This window comes from Pedobacter duraquae, assembly GCF_004362245.1.
GTDB lineage: Bacteria > Bacteroidota > Bacteroidia > Sphingobacteriales > Sphingobacteriaceae > Pedobacter > Pedobacter duraquae.
On record NZ_SNWM01000002.1, the window covers coordinates 500153 to 520130 of the forward strand.

Sequence of the window (19978 nt, forward strand, 5' to 3'; positions counted from 1 at the left end):
CTTTATTTAATTGAATAAGAATAATTTCCATCGCCAGCGCTAAGATCCAGCGTCACAGTGTATACGCCGGTCTTGGTAACCGGAATATTTATACCACCCCAGGTAGGTGCACCGGCATACATCAATGCACCCGTGGCATCTACTTTATAGCTGATATCATAACTGCCATTGCAGGTAAAGACAAACGTTTTACCGGCCGTAAGCGGCACGTTGGCCGCAACAAGTTTTCCTGTCGCAGCATTATAAATCATCGGCATAGACGACGTGCTCCAACCATTATCATCACCAGAAATAAAGAATTTCACCGCAGTATAGTTGATTGTTCCTGCGTCAACATCGGCATTTACTTTTAGATAAGCTGGTGCCGGCGTCAGGTATAAATTTCCTCCATTGAGGCTCATCGTTGTCGATGTTCCGCCCCAGCCATAAACTTTCGCTGGATCTTTTGAAGAAATTAGCTGGAATGCATCTCCGCCATAACCATCGGCATTTGGCAGATTCAAATAACCTTCATATTTACTGTTGAATTTAGATGATGTCAGTATAAAACCATCTGTTCTTGTTGTTGGAGTTTTCCACGAGTTTCCTCCTTTAACCAGCAAAGCAGGATACTCAATAGTTGCTTTGTACGGATTTACTGTGACACTTAAACTGGAGTAGATTGGCTTTATGGTTGATGTTAAGCCTGTATTCTGATTAACTTCTGCCTTCAACCTTACTGCCAGCGTGCTGACAGCGCCAGTGGGCAAAGCAAGCTGTACGGCAAGTAATGAATTGAAGTCAGCACCCAGATACGCCTTTTCCAGAGTTCCTGCACCCAGCTTTACAATTACCGCATTACCCCATGCCTTTGCACCACTGGTATCCGAAGGAAGATCAAATTCCAGGCTGTAAGTAGGTATTACATTAGCTCCGAAATTTGCTGCTTTGAAACTGAATGTTACTACCTGAGCGGCATCGGTAGCCGCAGTCAGCACTACAGCTGCAGCAGAACTTTTAAAGCTGAGAGAAGATGCTGAAGGTACCGAGATAATATTCGTACTTTCTTCTTTCTTGCAGGCAAACATAACGCTGAATAACAGCAGCATCGTGCACGTTTTATTAAATATTGTTTTCATGTTTTCTGATTCTGAATTAATAGCCTGTGTTCTGACGAAGGTTTGGATTAGCGGTAAGGTCTGTTGGGGGAAGTGGGTAAAGCGCATATTTTGCGTTTACTGCTGTTCCATTTTTCACGCCACCTTTCCATGCCCACAGATAAGCTGCAGTGGTAAACTTGTTATACCTGATTAAGTCTGTTCGTCGTGATGCTTCATACCACAACTCTCTGCCCCGCTCGTCCAGGATAAAATCTGTGGTAAGCGCACTCGAAGGAATGTTTCCGGCAATGCTTCCATTATATGCACGGGTACGCAACCTGTTTACATAATCTAAAGCAGTTGTTAAGCTACCCCCTGTTCCACCTCTCAGTACTGCTTCAGCATACGTTAAATAAGTCTCACCCAAACGGAACAACGGAAAATCAATATCTGAAAAGTCTTTAGCAACATCCTGATGTGGTGCCGGTCCTCCTGCGCGGGTTTTATTTCTGTACTTAGTACTTGAATAACCGTCGGTAGAAGTATATAAGTCGTTAACATCCATATTCTGACCAGACATATAAAACTGCGCGCGGGAATCAGTAGCCCCACTTTTATCAGCAAAAAGATTTACAAATTGCTGCGTAATACGTAAACCGCCCCAGTTACCGCTGGATCCGGAAACTTCAGCAGGCACTCCCGCCGGACCATGCATCAGATAGGTTGTTCCACCATAGTTCTGCGTGCTGGTACCATCGTAGTTAATCGTAAAGATAAATTCATCTTTGTTTAAATGGTTATCTGCAATCGTGAGCTCTCTGTAATTGTTATGCAGGGTATAACCAGCACTTGTAATTTTATTGCAGTAGGTAATAGCGTCTGTATAGCGTTCTGTACCGGTGTATACCTGAGCATTTAAGTAAATTCTGCTTAAGAGCGCCCAGGCTGCAGCACGGTCGGCACGACCGTATTCATTCGTTTTCGCTGCAGGCAATTCGTTTTCTATTGCCTTGAGTTCTGACTCCACATAGGCAAATAGGTCTTTGCGTTGGATCTGTTTTGGTAAGTCCTTGCCCCCTATTTCAGTCTGTTCTGTTACCAAAGGTGGGTTTCCGTAGATATCCATCAGCACCGCGTATTGATAAGCGCGGATAAAACGGGCTTCTGCTCTGAATTTACGGACCTCAGTCGCATCACTTTCACTAATACCACGCTTGCTGAGATTATCATCAGAAGACTGATTGATAAAATCATTACATAACGTAATCTGGAAGAAAGAGCGGTAATAGAGGCCGTTGATAATAGAGTTGGTCGACGACCAGCTCAGTTCATGCAAACCTTGTACGCCGGCATCATTTTGCCATGACCATACGGCCTCGTCCGTAGTAAGTTCCTGCAGGTTCCAGTACAGTCGCAAAAAATCAGAATTACCTTCGTCCTTGATAATTTCTGCAGGGATGTCCGGTTGTCCAACAGATGCATTTCCAGTCAGCGCAAAAGCCCCATATACTTTGGCAAGGGCTTGCTTGTAGCCACCAGCACTGGTGTAAACCTTATCAGCCGTAAGATCATTAGTAGGTGTCAAATCAAGTTTTTTGCAGGATAGCAAAGCTATAGACACGCCACAAACCAGTGTGAACAATTGTAGAATGCGTGTTTTCATATATTTTGTAGTAAAACAGTTCATGATAAATTGATTTAAGCGCTAATAATTAAGGTTCAATCCCAAAGAAAATACACGTGGTCTAGGGTAAATATTGTTATCTACACCTGAAGCAACCTCTGGGTCAAGTCCCTGATACTTGGTAATTACGAACACATTTTGAACGCTTCCGGTAAGTTGCAGATTAGCCTTATTTTTAAACAGATTTCCAAAAGAGTAACCGAGGTTAACATTGTCCATGCGTAGAAATGATGCATTTTGAACGTAATAGTCGCTCAACAACTGCTGCGATCTGAAATTAGTTGTCAGATAGTTTGGCGAGCCATTCAAGATAACGGCGGTACCGGTAATCTGGGTTAAGTTGCCACTCTGACTGAAGTTATTGTTATACACATAGTTCCCCAAATTGGCTCTCAAAGTAAACGAGAGGTTCCATTTTTTATAGCTCATATTATTGCTAAAACCGAGGAATACTTTTGGGTCGGCCTGTTTGCCTTTTTTGAAGTCACTCGGACTGATGATGCCATCGCCATTCTGATCCACGTACACGCCTTCAACAGGCTTTCCTTGTTGATCGTAGACCTGCTCATATAAGTTGAATGTATTTTTCGGTCCGCCAACAGCATTGATATAGGCATTTTGTCCACCAATACCACCAGCAATTGTTCCACTTGGAAAACCTGCATAGTTGGGGTCATTTGGGACAACAGTGAGGTTGGTGATGGTATTTTTATTATACGTAGCATTGAAGCTAAAATCCCAGTTAAAATCTTTTTGTTTAATCGGGTTGAAATTCAGCGTCAGCTCCACACCTTCATTTTTCATATCGCCAACATTCACAATTGCTGTTGCAGCGAAGTTGGTACCTGCCGGCTGAGGTATTCTGTTGAGCAGGTCGCTCGTCTTTTTGCGATAAACATCTACGCTACCACTCATGCGGTTATCAAATAAACCTACGTCCAGGCCAATATTTGCAGTCGCCGTTTCCTCCCACTTGATATTTGCGATGTAGGCACTCGGGCGATACATCTGGTAAAAGGTATCTCCAAACTGATATTGTGCGTTAAGTGAACTCAGCCCATAAGTAGAGAGATAACCGTAATTATCAATCCCATCCTGCTGTCCGGTAATCCCATAACTTGCGCGAACCTTCATGTTTGAAATGGTCTTGCTATCTTTCAAAAATGATTCATTCTTCACCGTCCAGGCGAGTGCCAATGATGGAAATGTACCATACTTATACGCCGGGCCGAAACGTGATGAGCCGTCGCGACGAACTGTTGCTGTTAACAGGAACCGTTCATCATAGTTGTAATTAAACCTACCGAAGTAAGAGATTAAGCGGTATTGTGGCTTGTTGATTGGGAATGCAGGGTCAGAATTGGCCACTTTAGTTCCGTAAGCATCAAAGCTTGGGTAGAAATATTGAGTTGTTAAATAATCGTTATAAGAATATCCTGCTGTTGCATCGATCCTACTTTTAATTGACTTGAATTCCTTAACATAATTAAGATAAAAATCGAGCACTGTATTCTGTCTGTTTGTTTTGTACTGATTGCTCACGCCATTACTTAAAATAGATTCTGCAGCATTAGGATCAACGTATACTGTTCCCTTCCCGGTTGCAACATCGTACCCTGCATTAAAATTGGCATGCAGTTCGGGCAGGAAGTGAAATTGATAGTCGACCTGTAAGTTACCAATACTGCGCAACGGCTTCGCACGATCTTCCCGCTGTTCCAGCAAACCAACCGGATTGCGGCCAACTAAATTTACCAGACCCGTTGGGGTAGTCGGGTCAAGCCATTCCCAATAGCCGTTGTAGTCTGTTCTATTGGTATATGTTGCCTGTGTAGGGTCAAAGCTAACGGCACCACCTATGGCCGCCGTGTTTGCAAAACGGGTCTTTTGCATGCTTCCCTTTAAATTCAGATCTATTTTTAAATGATTGTCGAAGAAACGTGGATTGAGCACGAATGCTGCAGAAGTTTTTTGTAATTGGTCTGTTCTTAACAATCCACTTTGGTTCTGGTAGCCCAGAGACAAACGATACGGTAATTTTTTTATACCACCAGTGATACTGATATTGTTATCTGTAGATACTCCGTCCTGATAAATCAAATCCTGCCAGTTTGTATTAAACGATCCTAATTGTGCTTTCTGGGCGGTTGTACCGTTTGCATTTACGATAGTACGAATCTGGTCTGCACTGAGCACATCCAACTGTTTAACTATTTTAGAAACTGAATTAACAGAGTTGAAACTTACTTTAAGATCATTACTCAATCCTTTTTTTGTGGTAATAATAATTACCCCATTTGATGCGCGGGCACCATAAATAGCTGCAGCAGATGCATCCTTTAATACAGTAAAAGATTCTATGTCATTCGGGTTTATAAAGCTCAACGGGTTTGAAGCACCTGATACGCCACCACTTTCCAATGGTACGCCGTCAATCACAAACAAGGGGTCATTACTGGCATTCAAAGATGATCCTCCGCGAATGCGGATTGTACTTCCTGCACCAGGTTGACCGCTGTTGGAAGTAATGGCTACGCCAGATACTTTGCCAGAAAGCAATTGCTCTGGCGTTGTAATGCTTCCCTTTTGAAAATCCTTTACACCAACTACGGCAACCGAACCTGTTAAGTCCTGCTTACGTGTAGTACCATAGCCCACCACAACCACATCGTTTAAGGTCGAAGCGTCTTCACTCATCATAACGTTTAAGCTGGTAGTTTTTGTAACAGAAATTTCTTGTGGTTTATAGCCTATAGAGCTAAACTGTAGTACGCCTCCACCCGTAGGTATTTTGATACTAAAGTTTCCATTGGCATCTGTGGAAGTTGCTACTAATGTACCTTTCAATCGAATGCTCACGCCTGGCATACCTAAGTTACCGGGGGTCTCTTTAACCACTCCTGTAATTGTTGCCTGTTGTGCAAAAAGATATCCATGGGTTAAGAGTAGCAGCAAGACCATAACGGATCGCATGTTACTCTTGAGAAAAGATGTAAAAATCTGCATAGAAATATTTGGTTAGAATTATACTGACAAATCAAGGGCTTCCTGAGCATTTCCCTTTGTGCTATTGTACTTTTCTTTTGTGCTAATCGACATATTGTATGGCTAAAGGGCTATAAACCACGGATCCGTTAACAAAAGCTGATGAAAAATAAATTACATTTGTTTTCCTAATCTTTCTAACCAAAGCCTTCACATGATCCGTCTCGTTAAACTTATTTTGCCATGCCTCCTCTTGTTGTTGGCGACAATTGCTAAAGGGCAAAATTTAAAGTTTAAACATATTACGGTGGAGGATGGTCTGTCAAATAGCACCATTGAATGTATCTTCCAGGATCACCGTGGTTTTATTTGGTTCGGAACCCGCGACGGACTCAACAGGTATGACGGAAACCAGATTACCGCTTTCAAAAATACGGGTAAAGCTGGCAGTATCAGTGACAATTTTATCCGCTGCATGCTTGAAGATAAAGATCATAACCTTTGGGTTGGAACCTCAAATGGCCTGAACAAATTTGATCCTCAACAGAATAAATTTACGCAGTATAATAATACCAATCAGGGAAATAATATCATCACTACGATTGCAGAAAACAAACAAGGCATCTGGGTAGGAACTTATGGTGGTGGCATTGCGCTGATCAATCAAAACAAGGCAACCTTTACACAATTCCATTTCCAGAATAAAACACAAAAGGGAACCAAAAAAGACTTTATCAATGATGTTTTTGTAGAATCAGATGGAAACATCTGGATAGCGAGTGATTCAGGAATCGAACTATTGGATGTTGCTAAAGCAAGTGCCGAAACTAAACTTGATGGCTTTAGGATTCGCGTGATAGAGAAAGCAAAAGACGGTTCTTTTTGGTTTGCTACGGAAGAGAACGGGCTCATTCAGTTTAATGCAGGGAATAACACTTTTAAAACATACCTGCATCAGGAGAAAAACAATAATAGTATCGGCAGCAACCTGGTCAGGGCAATAGCATTTGATCAACAGGGAAAAATCTGGGTCGGCGGCATCAACGGGGGACTTAATCATTTCGATCCTGTCACAAATAGGTTCAACCACTACCAAAACGAAGCAGGGAATGCAGCAAGTCTTTCGCAGCGTACTGTTTCTGCCTTATTTGTAGATATACAGGGAAACTTATGGGTAGGTACCCATCGTGGCGGTGTAAATCTTTACAGCCCGCAAGCAGAGAAGTTCAACCTGTTCAGACAGGAGCCAAATAAGAATAGTTTGAGCTACAATGATGTCAGGGCGTTCCACGAAGCAGATAACGGCGATATATACATCGGTACAGACGGAGGAGGGCTCGATATCTACAACAAAAAAAGTGGGGTTTTTACGCACCACAAATTTAACCCTTTCAACCCAGGCAGTGTTGGTGCCGATGCCATTTTAGATATTTCTAAAACCAGTAGCGGGGTGTTGCTGGTCGGAACCTGGGCGGGTGGATTAAATAGGATGCATAATGATGGAACATTTACCAGGTACCTGCACAATGCCGACGATCCAAATTCCATTTCTTCGGATTATGTACAGAAATCATTTGAAGATAGCGAACATAACATCTGGATCGGCACCTATTATGGCGGGTTGAACAGATTTGATCAAGAGAAAGAACGTTTTGAACGAATTGTTCAAGGATCGGCTGGAAGCAGACTGATTGGCAATAATATCGTAGCCATCAATGAAGATCACGCGAAAAATCTATGGATAGGAACAGATGATGGTGGACTGAACAGATATGATCTCAAAACCAAAGTCTTTAGTCACTATTTCACCGAAGGCGGCAAAAAGCCAGACCTAAGGGTCATCTTTGTGGACCGGGAAGGAAACCTTTGGGTTGGCCAGGCAGGACTCTACCGATTCAATCCAAAAACCAACAAGTTTTCTATCTTCAGCCAAAATGCCGGACTTGGAACAGACTTCATCAAAGGCATAACAGAAGATGAACACGGCAATTTGTGGATATCAACAGCCAAAGGCTTAACAAAATTTAACCCTAAAAATCATGCCTTTAAAAAATATAACGCTGCCGACGGCTTGCAGGGGTTTGAATTTGAATCAAACGCATACCTTAAAACCAAAAGCGGCGAAATGTTTTTCGGTGGCATCAACGGCTTTAATTCCTTTTATCCAAAAGATATCAGAACAAATAGCTTCATCCCTCCTGTTTACATCACAGAATTCCAGATCTTCAATAAGGTGATCTCGCCACAAACGGATTCAGATGTATTATCAAATGATATCAGCTATACCAAAAACCTCGATTTAGACTACGATCAGGCAACAATATCTTTCCGCTTTGCCGCCCTTAATTATGTATCCAGCGAGAATAACAATTACGCCTATAAGCTGGAGGGTGAGGATAAGGAATGGATTAATATAGGAAATAACCGCCAGGCCATATATACCAATTTAGATCCCGGTGACTATACTTTCAAAGTAAGGGCAACCAACAACGACGGTACCTGGAACCAGGTAGGGAGTGCAATTAAACTACATATTACGCCTCCATTCTGGGCCAGCTGGTGGTTCAGGCTGCTGGCATTTGCTGCAGCTGTTTATTTAACCTATCTAGCGCTCAGTTTTAAACGTCGACTCGAGCTTCGAAAAATTGAAGAAGAGAAACGTGAAGAAATACATCAAACTCAACTTCAGTTTTTCACAAATATTTCCCATGAATTCCGTACGCCACTATCATTGATCCTGGGTCCCATAGAGCGTCTCCTACATGAAGATACCCAAGAGTCTTTTCAGCATTATTATAACACCATTCATCGCAATGCCAATCGGTTGTTGCGACTGATCAATGAACTGATGGATTTCAGGAAAACAGCTTCGGGTGCACTAAAGTTGAATGTGACTGATGGAAATCTAAGTCTGTTTATTGATGAGATTGCTGAAGAATTTTCAGAAATGGCTGCCGAGAAGAATATCACTTTCCAGGTGGAGAAAGATAAGCTGCCTGCTGAAGTATGGTTCGACAGGCAGGTCATTGAAAAGATCATTCTTAACCTTATCAATAATTCACTAAAATATACTAAGTCCGGTGGGCAGCTAAAGCTACAGGTACTTAAATCTATAGAAAACCTTCCTCCTCTTTTTGCCAACAGCCTGCAGGTAGATCATCCTTATAAGAGCCTTTCATATGTTTATTTCAGGGTTATCGATAGTGGTATTGGGATTTCCAAAGACTCCATTCAACATTTGTTTGAAAGGTACTACCGCATTACTGAATCACACCTTGGATCGGGTGTTGGACTGGCTTTCGTTAAAAGCCTCACTGAATTACATAAGGGTATCATCAAAGTTTCCAGTGAGCGAAATCAGGGAACTGAAATTATAATCGGTATTCCAGTCCTGAAAACCGATTATACACCGGCTGAACAGTTTGTTCAAAGTGCTACCGCCGGAGGAACCCGGTTGGAAAGTATTACCTACCAATCAGAAGTTACTGCTAAGCCTACCCCATTTGCTCCTATCACCGAAAGCCAGAGTACGCAGACAATTTTAATTGTGGATGACAATGATGAATTACGCGCCTTTATCAAAGAAACACTGGAGATCCAATATCGGATTCTGGAAGCAGTTGATGGGCTTAGCGGGATTGAAATGGCAAGTCAGCATCTACCGGACCTGATCATCAGTGACGTGATGATGCCTGGAATGAATGGTATCGAATTCTGCAAAATGATTAAAGAAAGTGTGGAAACCAGCCATATTCCATTCATGATGCTGACGGCAAAGAATAGTATTGAGGCAGAGATTGAGGGCGCTGAGTCTGGTGCAGACCTTTATTTTACAAAACCAATAGTAACAAGCTTACTATTGCTCACCCTCAAAAATATCTTTGAGCAACGCCAGAAAATCAAAGAGCATTACTTAAAAAACAAGGAAATCCAACCCAGAGAACTGGTACACTCCGAGAAAGATAAACTATTCATGAATCAACTGATTTCAATTATTGATGCTCAGATGGTTAACCCCGAGTTAGATATTGATTATCTATGCCGGGAAATCGGCATGAGCAGGACAAAACTCTACCAAAAGATCAAATCCATTACTGGCCAGTCTATCGGTGAATTCGTTCGTTCAGCAAGATTAAGAAAAGCAGTAGAAATTATGAAGAATGAGGATGTTTTGATGACCGAAGTGATGTATAGGATTGGGATTCAGACCCAATCCTATTTCACCAAGGCATTTAAAAAAGAATTTGGTGTTACACCAACGGCATACCTCCAGGGGCTAACAAAGAATGATTAGCCTTTACCAGTAAAAGCTATACAGGGCAACAATAAATCCGATTATCAATAAGGCACCCACAGCGAAAGCTGTTGAAGTCTTGAACATCTTCACGTCAATCTCCAGCCCCTTAGGATTAGCGCCTTTTTTGCCAGCAATCATGCTGATGATAATCATGCCTAATATACAGAATACAAACACGAAACCCATTCTGTCTAAGAATGGTATTTCGAAAACACCATCAGCATTTTTCACTGAAAATCCACTGGCAGCTAGCCATGAGAGATCTGTGAGCTTTGGAAGGACCTTAAGTAATAAGGACATGCCAAAACCACCTATAGTCGCAAATAAAGCAGCGTTGGACGTTGTTTTCTTCCAGAAGAAACCTAGAATAAACATGGCAAAAATTCCGGGTGATACGAAACCTGTATATTCCTGAATGTATTGGAATCCACCTTTCTTGTCAATCCCTAAATGTGGAGCAATTAGCACCCCCAGAATCATGGCTACAACAATTGAGATCTTTCCGGTCAGCACCAATGTCTTCTCTGAAGCATCAGTGTTGATCACTTTCTTGTAAATATCCAAAGTAAAGATGGTTGCAATACTGTTTGCTTTACCAGCCAACGACGCAACCACCGCAGCAGTTAATGCCGCGAACGACAGCCCTTTAAGCCCGGCTGGCAATAAGTTCAGGAGCACCGGGTATGCACGATCCGGATTAACCGATCCATCTTGCATCATTTCTGACTGGAACGCGCCATCTTTATACAACACGTATGCCGCTATACCAGGCAACACTACAATAACTGGCATCAGCAATTTCAAAAACGATGCGAACAGTAACCCTCCCCTGGCAGTATTTAAGTCGGCACCCAAAGCACGTTGTGTGATATACTGATTGCAACCCCAATAGTTCAGGTTCACAATCCACATACCGCCAACTAATACACTCAGTCCAGGTAAATCGATATAGTTCTCATTACTTGGCTTTAGAATCATATGGAAGTGTTCGGAAGCTTTAGTCGCCATTAAATGATAGCCTTCCAAAACACCTGTTGTGCCATAGTGACTAGAGACCAGATTTAAAGCAAGATAGGTTGTTGCAAGGCCGCCCAGGATTAGAAAAAATACCTGGATAACATCGGTATAACCAATTACCTTCATCCCGCCAAGGGTAATAATGATCGCAAATACGGCAATAGCATACATGCAAAACTCTAGGCTAAAGCCAGAGATGCTGCTCACAGCAAGTGCACCGAGGTATAAGATTGAGGTTAGATTAACAACGACATACAATAGTAGCCAGAAAACCGCCATAATCATAGCCACAGTACCGTTATACCGCTGATGCAGAAACTGAGGCATTGTTGAAATCTTATTCTTGAGGTACACTGGTATAAAGAAAACAGCAACCACAATCAGCGTAGCCGCACCCATCCATTCATAAGTAGCAATAGCAAGTCCCATTTTGAATCCAGACCCACTCATCCCGATAAATTGCTCTGCAGAGATATTAGATGCAATTAAGGATGCGCCAATGGCCCACCAGGTTAACGAACCCTCGGCCAGGAAATAGTCTTTAGAGCCGGTAGATTCCGACTTTTTCTTATTGTAAATATAGAGGCCGTAAGCCGTAACGATAACAAAGTACACCGCAAATACGATGTAATCTTTTGTGGATAAAATATTGTGGTTCATAAATTTATTTAAAAATTAAGCGATTACTTCAGTTCCGTTGCCAATTTCGACCATATAAGCGTCCAGCGTAATACCATATTTCTCTTGGTATACTGCTGTCATGTGTTCAACCAGCAGATCTACCTTATCCTGATGAACCAGATTTAACGAACATCCACCAAAGCCACCGCCCGTAATTCTGGCACCAAGCACATAGTCCAGATCAGTTACCTGCTCTACCAGAAAATCTATCTCTACACAGCTTACTTCATAAGCTTTACTTAACCCATTATGGGTTTCAAACATCAGCTTTCCCAGTGCCACTAAATCACCGGCCTTGAGTTTCTCCGCTGCGAGTTGTGTACGCTGGGTTTCTTCAACCACAAATCTGCATTTGATATAAACCTCCATATCATACGGCTTAACAAATTCATCTAACTGTGCGATAGTAATGTCCCTCAGGCTGGAAACTTCTGGAACTTGCGCCTTAACCATTGCCACGCCTTTTTCACTTTGCATCCTTCTGGTATTGTAACCGGATTCTGAATGTTTATGCTTCACATTACTGTTCAGTAACACAAATTTATAGTCTTTTAAATCCAGGGGGATATATTCATAGTCGAGTGACCTGCAATCAAGCAGTATTGCTTGACCTTCCTTACCAAATACTGACGCAAACTGATCCATGATACCGCAGTTTACCCCTGCATACTTATGCTCTGCCTGTTGTCCTATCAGAGCGATATCTTTTTTAGCAATGTCTAATCCAAAAAGATGACTTAAAGCAAAACCTGTAGCACACTCCAACGCCGCAGACGAGGAAAGACCAGCGCCAAGTGGCACATCGCCACTAAGGTATAAATTGAAGCCCTTAAGTGCGTAACCACGACTGAACAATTCATCTACGACACCCAAAATAAAATTGGCCCATGCTTTATCAGATTTTTGAACCTGCGATAAGCTAACTACGAGTTCTTCCTGGTAGTTTTCAGAAAACAAGCGTATCTCTTCATCGTCTCTTTTTGAAATTGCTACATAAATGGCTTTGTCTATGGCAGCAGGAAGCACAAAACCGTCATTGTAATCGGTATGTTCTCCGATAACGTTGATTCTTCCGGGCGATTTGATAACAGTGGCTTCCGCAGCAAACAATTCACGGAATTTTGCTTTAATTGTATTAATATTCATTTTCTTGACTATTGAAGATTAGAGATTTGTAATGCTGGGCAGAAAGCGCTTTTAACTGTTGTGCCGCAAATTCCGGTGTAATGTCACGCTGCGCATTAGCTAGCAACTCGTAGCCCACCATGAACTTTTTTACAGTAGATGAACGCAATAAAGGTGGATAGAAATGCATGTGCCAGTGCCACTCGTTATGTTCCCCTTCGTTTACTGGTGCCTGGTGCATCCCCGCAGAATACGGAAACGAGCATTCAAAAAGGTTATCATATTTTGTTGTCAACACTTTAATACTGTCGGCAAGACTACTTAGCTCTGCCTGAGTAAAGTGCAGGATACTTGTTACATGTCGCTTACTGATGATCATTGTTTCGTACGGCCAGATAGCCCAGAAAGGCACCAAAACAACGAAATGTTCATTCTTGTAAACAACACGCTCATCTTTCTGAAGCTCCAGATTAAGGTAGTCGGCCAGCAAGCTGCGCCTATGAATCGCAAAATAGTTCTTCTGCCGCTCTGTCTCCTTACATACTTCCATAGGCACATCACTTTGAGACCATATTTGTCCGTGTGGGTGTGGGTTGCTACATCCCATGATATCCCCCTTGTTCTCGAAAATCTGGATATACTTGATCCAGTCATTGTCTGCGAGCGCAGCATACTCCTTTTTCCAAAGGTTTACTACAGCCGTGATTTCTTGCAGGCTCAGTTCAGGCAGGGTTAAATTGTGCTTCGGACTGAAACTGATTACCTTACAAATTCCCCTTTGGGTATTGGCCACCAACAAATCATCCTCGTTAGCGCTGTAAATAGGTGTATCTTCCAGCAAAGCAGAAAAGTCATTTTTGAAAACAAAGCTCTCAGTATATGCTGGATTTACTTCGCCGTCTGCCCTGGCATTACCCGGGCACAAATAACATTTCTCATCGTATTCGGGTCTGTTATCGTTTGCAAGGTCTTCGACCTTCCCCTGCCATGGTCGTTTACTCCTGTGAGGAGAAACTAACACCCATTCCCCAGTTAGAATATTAAGCCGTCTATGTGGGTTTGTGTCGAGCTCAAATGTAGTACTCATACTTATTATGATTTGATTAGAATTTCTTCGCTGCGATATTTTAAGGAACAGCGGGAGCTAAAGTATACATAAATTATTAAATGTCAATATGACAAGTAATAACTTTATTAATCTTTTTGTATTTTAGCAGAAATAATAATAATAATAATAATAATAATAATAATAATAATAATAATAATAATCAACACGCTTACACCTACATCTCGATGATCGACTATTCAGGCCAACCCCATTACCTTGTTGCTGTTGACTGTATTGTTTTTGGATTTGATGGCGAACACCTTAAAATTTTATTGGTAAAAAGGGGCTTGGAGCCTGAGAAAGATAAGTGGAGTTTGATCGGTGGATTTTTAGGCCCTGCAGAATCACCTGATGATGCTGCCAACCGGGTTTTGAAAAAGAACACAGGGCTGGAAGGTATTTACCTGGAACAGCTGCAGGTATATGGTGCTCCAACCAGGGATCCTATTGAACGGACACTATCAGTCGGTTATTTTGCACTCATCGATATCAACAAGTATAAGACCCAGATTAATGATGATTTTCACGCAGAGTGGTTTCTGATTAATGAAAGGCCGAAGCTGATTTTCGATCACGATCAAATGGTTACTGATGCCAGGAAAAAACTACGCTACAAGGCTGCGCTCCACCCTATTTTGTTCGAAATGCTGCCTAAAAAATTCACTATCCCTCAGCTGCAAACCTTATTTGAAGAGGTTAATGACACGAAAATAGACACGAGGAACTTTAGCAGAAAAATTGCCTCCACCGGACTCTTGCTAAAACTGGAGGAGAAAGATAAATCAGGCTCAAAAAAAGGTGCCTATTACTTTAAGTTGGATAAGAAAAAATACCAGGCTAATATTCAGGAGTTTTTAAATCTTCTGCCGAGTGTAAAGTTGACTGAACAGCCATAATCAAATCTGATCGGTGGTCATTCAATAATCCAATGTAGTGATGATATTAAAAAAAGAGTTCGTACATAATCAAATTGATTATATACGAACTCTATACTCTAGAATTACAAGATTAGTTAACCAAGCTTTTCGATAGGGTAATCGTCTGGCAAAGTAAAAAAGCTGATTAGTTTTGTAATCTTAAACTCCGCATTAAATTCAAAGTAATCATAACCAACATTAGTCTTACCACCAGTTTCTACCTTCCAGGCGTAACGGCCATAGGTGTGGTGACATTCGGGAATTTCTAAGACACTGAATTTTCTATCCGGCGCAAATTTCAATGATTGATCTGCAAAGTCGGCTATGCCCTGGACACCTGTATGCTCAGAATATTGATCACTATAAAGTGCATTACTTCCCCAACATTTTTCAAATTCTAAGCTATAACTTTCCAGCCCAGTCTGGTTCCACGCCAGTATGTACTGATCGATCATTTTCTCAACTGATGACATCATAATATTATCTTTTTGTTTAGACAAAGCTAGTTGCACCAGTCCTGAAAAAAGTTTAACTAGTTGAACAAATCACCGGAACTGATTATCTCCCCCATCGAGACAATTGTGATAAACATTCGTAAAAGGTGGTCAATAGGACTTATTTGGTTTGATATTTATAAGTCCAATTGCCATATTTTTATTAAACTTGAACAAATATGAAAATTACGCTTTATCTCATCGTAACTGTTATAGCGCTATGCCTAATCAGTTTCTGGTATCAGGTTTATATCATGGGCAAATACTATATGCACGCCGGGCTGTTTTTAACAATCTTCGGTGCTTTGGCTCCAGTAGCTGTGATTTACATTTCATACTTATCAATCAGACAAATCAAACGCAATTAAAAATGAAGAATTTATTATTCCCTATGACAGCCATGGCAGTGTTTCTATTTTCAGGATGTGACAGGGCTCAATCCAACGTACAAACACTCTATACAAGCAATTGCGGGGTAACCTGGGAGGTCATTAAAGCTGGCGAAACAGTGCCTAAAGGAGTCGGCATGTGTTCCTACAAAATAACTGTACCCGATTATCCAATGCAAGGGGAAAGCGTCTTTAAATCAGCTTTTAAAAACAGAGTAATGGCTAAAATTGAAGTTACTTATGATTATTCTATCACTGATGCGCGACTGTACATCGGTGAGGCCAAATACCTGGGTAAGATGAACAGTGATAGCGATAATGAAGTTAATAGTGCTAAAGCCTACGAAACTGCCGAAAACTCAGTAATTGATAAACGGATTAAAGAGATCGCTAGGGATCTACTGCTAAACGAAGACATTGTCGATTTCAATCAAAATGAATTTGAATCGGAATTACTTAAAAATGTGAACGGCCTGTTAAAATTTAAAGGTGTAACAATTAATTTCCTCTCTTTTGTACCTATTCCGGAAGAACAAACCAGGCAAGCTATTGATGTTGTAACAGCTATGAAAATCTATGAATCCAAAGGGTTAACGGAAATCGGCAAATCTGTATCATCAGCCAGAGCAGGAGCAACAAAAGTAGAAGTGACGGTTCAAAAAGATGCAAAACCTGCTGAGGAGCAATAGTAGGTTGATATAACTAATATACTATCGCCGTAGTTCGAAAAGCATTTAATAGAAATAGTCACGGTATGGTCGATCAGTAAAAAAAGAGTTCGGACAGAATCCAATATTGAAAAATCTCACCAACTTTTCACGGTTTATATATAGTTTAGCAATAAATTAATTAGAGATGGCTGACGACCAAATTATTATTTACCAAATAGAAAATGGCAAAACAATCATTGATGTAAAGCTAAAAAGTGAGACGCTCTGGCTTACACAAGCACAAATGGCTTTATTATTTGAGAGAGATCAGTCAGTAATTTCCAGGCACATCAAGAATATTTTTAATGAAAAAGTACTAAACGAACAAAGCGATATGCAAAATATGCATATTCCAAATTCAGATAAGCCAGTCAATACCATCTAAAAGAGCTTAAAAATACCGTCAGTCTTCTGAGCAACGTATTGACATCAAATGAGCTGAATTCCGATGAAGCAACAGGCCTGCTAAAAGTTGTAACTGATTATGCATATGCCCTGGATAGCAAATAATGCACTCGTTGCATTAACACTCATGATTCTCCATGGATACTTCATGATAAATTCTTTAACATATCCTGGATCATAATTGGCGATTTGATGATCCGTTCATGACCGGCACCAATGTAATTTGTAGATTCTATAAAAGAATTCGAGTTTAAAAAGGTGTTCATATATAAATAAGGGGAAATCAAATCATTTTCATCGTAAGCCACCCAGTGTTTGGATGACTCAGTGGTAAAAGCTGACCAATCGACAAGATTATAATTTGAAACTGGCTTTTTAAAGCGTTCTTCAAAACTTTGAAAAAAAGCATTCTGACTGTCTTTAGGGATATCAATCGCGTCCATACTGGCCTCGAAATTTTTCCCAAGATCAATTAAGGGAGCGATGCTGATAATCTGCTTTGGATGGATTCCTAACTGTTGCATCGCAATGATATTCGCAGTGGCACCTAATGAATGTCCAATAGTTACTTCTGGTATTCCATGATGGGCGACGATGGCTTTTACACTTTCCGCAAACAGTAACAAGCTAGATAGTTTCCCTTCAGAGACACCATTGCCAGGAGCATCAAAAGCGATAATCTCAACATCTCCTATCTGCTCCAACGCGACTATGATGTCAGAAAGATCTGCGGCCTTTGAACCCCATCCATGGGTAAGCAGTATCTTTCGGCTACCTTTTCCCCATTTGAAGGCCTGAAAAGTCAGCTCTTGTCCAGAGAAATATTCGTCATGAACCCTCAATTTGGTTATTTCAGCACGTTCAAGCAAGTTTTCCTGAAAAACCCTCAAAGGCATTTTTGGAGCATAGCAAATATACCGCAATATCAAATCCTGCAATTGATCGGTATCTTCATCTTTCGCACTCTTTATTTCTGCTATAATTTGCTTTAAAATCTTCATCGTGATAAGTTATGTTTATTCAGCACTAATTTCAGCTATTTCATTACATCGTTTACCGGCTTACTATCTACAAACTGCTCGAAACTGATTATTTTTCCATCCTTCAATTTCCAAACGTGCGCTACTCTTGCTTTAAATGGCTTACCAGTAATTTTGAAGGTCCCGGTATAAGTTCCATAGGCTACTATTTTGTCCTCGCTGGCTACATAATCTTCGGGCGTGAATTTATAATCGATCCATTCGCTTCCCAACCTGCTAAATACATGCTTGGTAACTTCCGCCAATCCGATGTAAGTACCTGCATAAGGAAAACCCTGAGCTTCGGTCCATGAGATATCATCCGCGACATACTTCGCAAGATTTTTACCGTTTTCTTCTGAAGTTTTACCTTCATATGTACTTTTTACAATTTCAAGATTTGTCATTTTCTTTTGATTTAACAGACAGCCTGACACTGCAAAAAGCACCATCAGGCTGAATATGATTTTAAGTTTTACCATTTCATTTCGCCAGTATTTACTTTGGCACCAATTTGCAATGCAGTTTCAAAAGTAAGCACCGGATATTTTACCTTGATCGCCTTGATCAATTCTTCAGAAGTTTTGTTGGTTTTTAATGCCTCTTCGTAGAACTGGATATAGCTTTTGGTATGTCTTACTGCGCTAATATCAAATGGGCTTGCATTGTTGGCATGTGCAGGAATAACGATCACAGGGTGTAAAGCTTCGATTTTATCTAAAACAGTAATCCAATTTTTGCGAGCATCTGTTGTCTGAGCATCGGCCATCCATAGGTTAAAAGTAGTTCCAAAAACATTAATTCCACCTACTATTGCCTTGATGGAAGGAATCCAAACGAAGGTTTTGGCTGGAAATTCATCCAATCCGAATATTTCAAGTTTCTGCCCCTCTAACTCAATGCTGTTTCCTTTTAAGACCTGAGGAAGTATCACATTAGAAGTAATAGCCTTACCCAATCGCTCGCCCCAAACGTCCAGTTTTTTCTGTGAAGTAGCTTTGATAGCCTCCACTGTTGCAGGAGATGCATAAGCGGTAACTTCTGGGAAATATTTTTTAAATACCTCTAGTCCGAAATAATAATCCGGATCGGCATGGGATACATAAATAACGGTTAGTTTCTTTCCAGAATTTTTGATTTCCGACGCTACCTTTTCGGCATCCGCCAAGGTAAACTGTCCGTCGATCAATACTGCATCCGTTTTGCCCGAGATGATTACCGATGCCACACCAAAAGCATTTTCTGATGCGTTATAAACTTCCAGTTTTAAATTAGGAGTTTCAACAGTTTTGAAACTTTGTGCATTTGCTTCCATTTTTGATAAGATTAGAATTGTTAAGAATAATGTTGTGATAATTGATTTCATGCCGTTGTATAATTAATGATACAAAGATGCGCTCCTTACCAAGTCAAAAGATTGAACAAGTTCAATAAATACCTGCACCTAACCGGAATTGACTATTTTCTTTCTGATCTTGCTCAAAAATTCATGGCTGATGCCCAAATATGCAGCAATCTGAAGATTGGTCAGTCGTTGCAATAACTGGGGATATTTCTCAATAAAATCCAGGTAGCGCTGATCGGCAGTTTTGCTTAGATTATCGATCATCCTTCTTTGCAGGGCAACATGGGTTTTTTGGGTCATGATCCTGAATAGTTTTTCTATTTTGGGAAGATTGATATATGCAAATTCCTTATCCTTTTTGGAAATCAGCAGTACTTCACTATCTTCAAGTGCCTCTATATAAAGCTGGGAAGGTTTCTCATTGGTAAAACTATCAATGTCGGTTATCCACCAATTCTCCATAGCGAAATACAATACATTTTCAAAACCATTTTTGTCTAAATGATAGATACGGAAAAGTCCGCTCACCACAAATCCTTCAAATTTGCAGATTTCACCCGCTTCCAACAGAAAATTCTTTTTTTTGATCGATTTATGCTCAAACAGGTTGCAGAACAGATCTCTTTCATTTTCTGAAATGAATATGTGATTGGAGATATTTTGTTTGAGAAGCTCTTTCATAAAGTCTGTACCATCAGATGAAAATCAGTTGTTATATATCTG

At 40.8% G+C, this 19978-nt stretch carries 16 protein-coding genes; 5 read left to right on the top strand and 11 right to left on the bottom strand.

All coding sequences use genetic code 11. The features are described from left to right. Positions 1-2: 2 nt before the first annotated feature. The 3 genes from CLV32_RS08185 to CLV32_RS08195 are packed head-to-tail and all read right to left on the bottom strand — an operon-like array spanning position 3 to position 5769. Positions 3-1118, bottom strand: a complete 1116-nt coding sequence (locus CLV32_RS08185) for a SusE domain-containing protein (RefSeq protein WP_133554307.1) — start codon at positions 1116-1118, stop codon at positions 3-5. Between the two features lie 16 nt (positions 1119-1134). Then, positions 1135-2742: a RagB/SusD family nutrient uptake outer membrane protein gene (locus tag CLV32_RS08190; protein WP_133554309.1), complete on the bottom strand. Its 1608-nt coding sequence runs from the start codon at positions 2740-2742 to the stop codon at positions 1135-1137. 42 nt (positions 2743-2784) lie between these two features. Then, a complete protein-coding gene (locus CLV32_RS08195; protein WP_133554311.1) occupies positions 2785-5769 on the bottom strand; it encodes a SusC/RagA family TonB-linked outer membrane protein in 2985 nt (994 codons plus the stop codon). 193 nt (positions 5770-5962) lie between these two features. Here CLV32_RS08195 and CLV32_RS08200 point away from each other — a divergent pair, with 193 nt between their 5' ends. Continuing rightward, complete coding sequence (locus CLV32_RS08200) at positions 5963-10042, top strand: hybrid sensor histidine kinase/response regulator transcription factor (protein ID WP_133554313.1); 4080 nt, start codon at positions 5963-5965, stop codon at positions 10040-10042. A 3-nt stretch (positions 10043-10045) separates the two neighbouring features. Here the strand turns inward: CLV32_RS08200 and CLV32_RS08205 are convergent, their stop codons facing one another. Genes CLV32_RS08205 through CLV32_RS08215 form a run of 3 tightly spaced genes read right to left on the bottom strand, consistent with a single transcriptional unit; the run spans position 10046 to position 13955 of the window. Beyond that, on the bottom strand, positions 10046-11722 hold the full coding sequence (locus CLV32_RS08205; protein WP_133554315.1) for a sodium/sugar symporter: 1677 nt from the start codon (positions 11720-11722) through the stop codon (positions 10046-10048). Between the two features lie 15 nt (positions 11723-11737). Continuing rightward, complete coding sequence (locus tag CLV32_RS08210) at positions 11738-12889, bottom strand: galactokinase (protein WP_133554317.1); 1152 nt, start codon at positions 12887-12889, stop codon at positions 11738-11740. Further along, positions 12879-13955, bottom strand: a complete 1077-nt coding sequence (locus CLV32_RS08215; protein ID WP_133554319.1) for a UDP-glucose--hexose-1-phosphate uridylyltransferase — start codon at positions 13953-13955, stop codon at positions 12879-12881. Before CLV32_RS08215 ends, CLV32_RS08210 begins: the two co-directional genes overlap by 11 nt. 206 nt (positions 13956-14161) lie before the next feature. Here CLV32_RS08215 and CLV32_RS08220 point away from each other — a divergent pair, with 206 nt between their 5' ends. Further along, positions 14162-14872 carry an NUDIX hydrolase gene (locus tag CLV32_RS08220; protein ID WP_133554321.1) on the top strand — a complete coding sequence of 237 codons (711 nt, stop codon included), beginning with the start codon at positions 14162-14164 and terminating at the stop codon, positions 14870-14872. Between the two features lie 116 nt (positions 14873-14988). On the opposite strand, the gene CLV32_RS08225 is transcribed toward CLV32_RS08220, so the two are convergent. Further along, positions 14989-15369, bottom strand: coding sequence for an isomerase (locus CLV32_RS08225; RefSeq protein WP_133554323.1), 381 nt, complete (start codon positions 15367-15369; stop codon positions 14989-14991). A gap of 197 nt (positions 15370-15566) precedes the next feature. On the opposite strand from CLV32_RS08225, the gene CLV32_RS08230 reads away from it, so the two are divergent. The 3 genes from CLV32_RS08230 (at position 15567) to CLV32_RS08240 (ending at position 16871) form a co-directional block, all read left to right on the top strand. Beyond that, positions 15567-15755 (top strand): hypothetical protein, encoded by a 189-nt coding sequence (locus CLV32_RS08230; protein ID WP_133554325.1) that lies wholly within the window; start codon positions 15567-15569, stop codon positions 15753-15755. 2 nt (positions 15756-15757) lie between these two features. After that, a complete protein-coding gene (locus CLV32_RS08235) occupies positions 15758-16465 on the top strand; it encodes a hypothetical protein (RefSeq protein ID WP_133554327.1) in 708 nt (235 codons plus the stop codon). 166 nt (positions 16466-16631) lie between these two features. After that, positions 16632-16871 (top strand): hypothetical protein, encoded by a 240-nt coding sequence (locus tag CLV32_RS08240; protein ID WP_133554329.1) that lies wholly within the window; start codon positions 16632-16634, stop codon positions 16869-16871. A gap of 166 nt (positions 16872-17037) precedes the next feature. Here the strand turns inward: CLV32_RS08240 and CLV32_RS08245 are convergent, their stop codons facing one another. From CLV32_RS08245 to CLV32_RS08260, 4 genes are all read right to left on the bottom strand, one after another. Further along, complete coding sequence (locus CLV32_RS08245) at positions 17038-17892, bottom strand: alpha/beta fold hydrolase (protein ID WP_133554331.1); 855 nt, start codon at positions 17890-17892, stop codon at positions 17038-17040. Between the two features lie 35 nt (positions 17893-17927). Next, on the bottom strand, positions 17928-18392 hold the full coding sequence (locus CLV32_RS08250; RefSeq protein ID WP_208110973.1) for a nuclear transport factor 2 family protein: 465 nt from the start codon (positions 18390-18392) through the stop codon (positions 17928-17930). After that, positions 18386-19276, bottom strand: a complete 891-nt coding sequence (locus tag CLV32_RS08255; RefSeq protein ID WP_133554333.1) for an MBL fold metallo-hydrolase — start codon at positions 19274-19276, stop codon at positions 18386-18388. Before CLV32_RS08255 ends, CLV32_RS08250 begins: the two co-directional genes overlap by 7 nt. A gap of 78 nt (positions 19277-19354) precedes the next feature. Continuing rightward, on the bottom strand, positions 19355-19936 hold the full coding sequence (locus tag CLV32_RS08260) for a Crp/Fnr family transcriptional regulator (RefSeq protein WP_133554335.1): 582 nt from the start codon (positions 19934-19936) through the stop codon (positions 19355-19357). Positions 19937-19978: the final 42 nt, after the last annotated feature.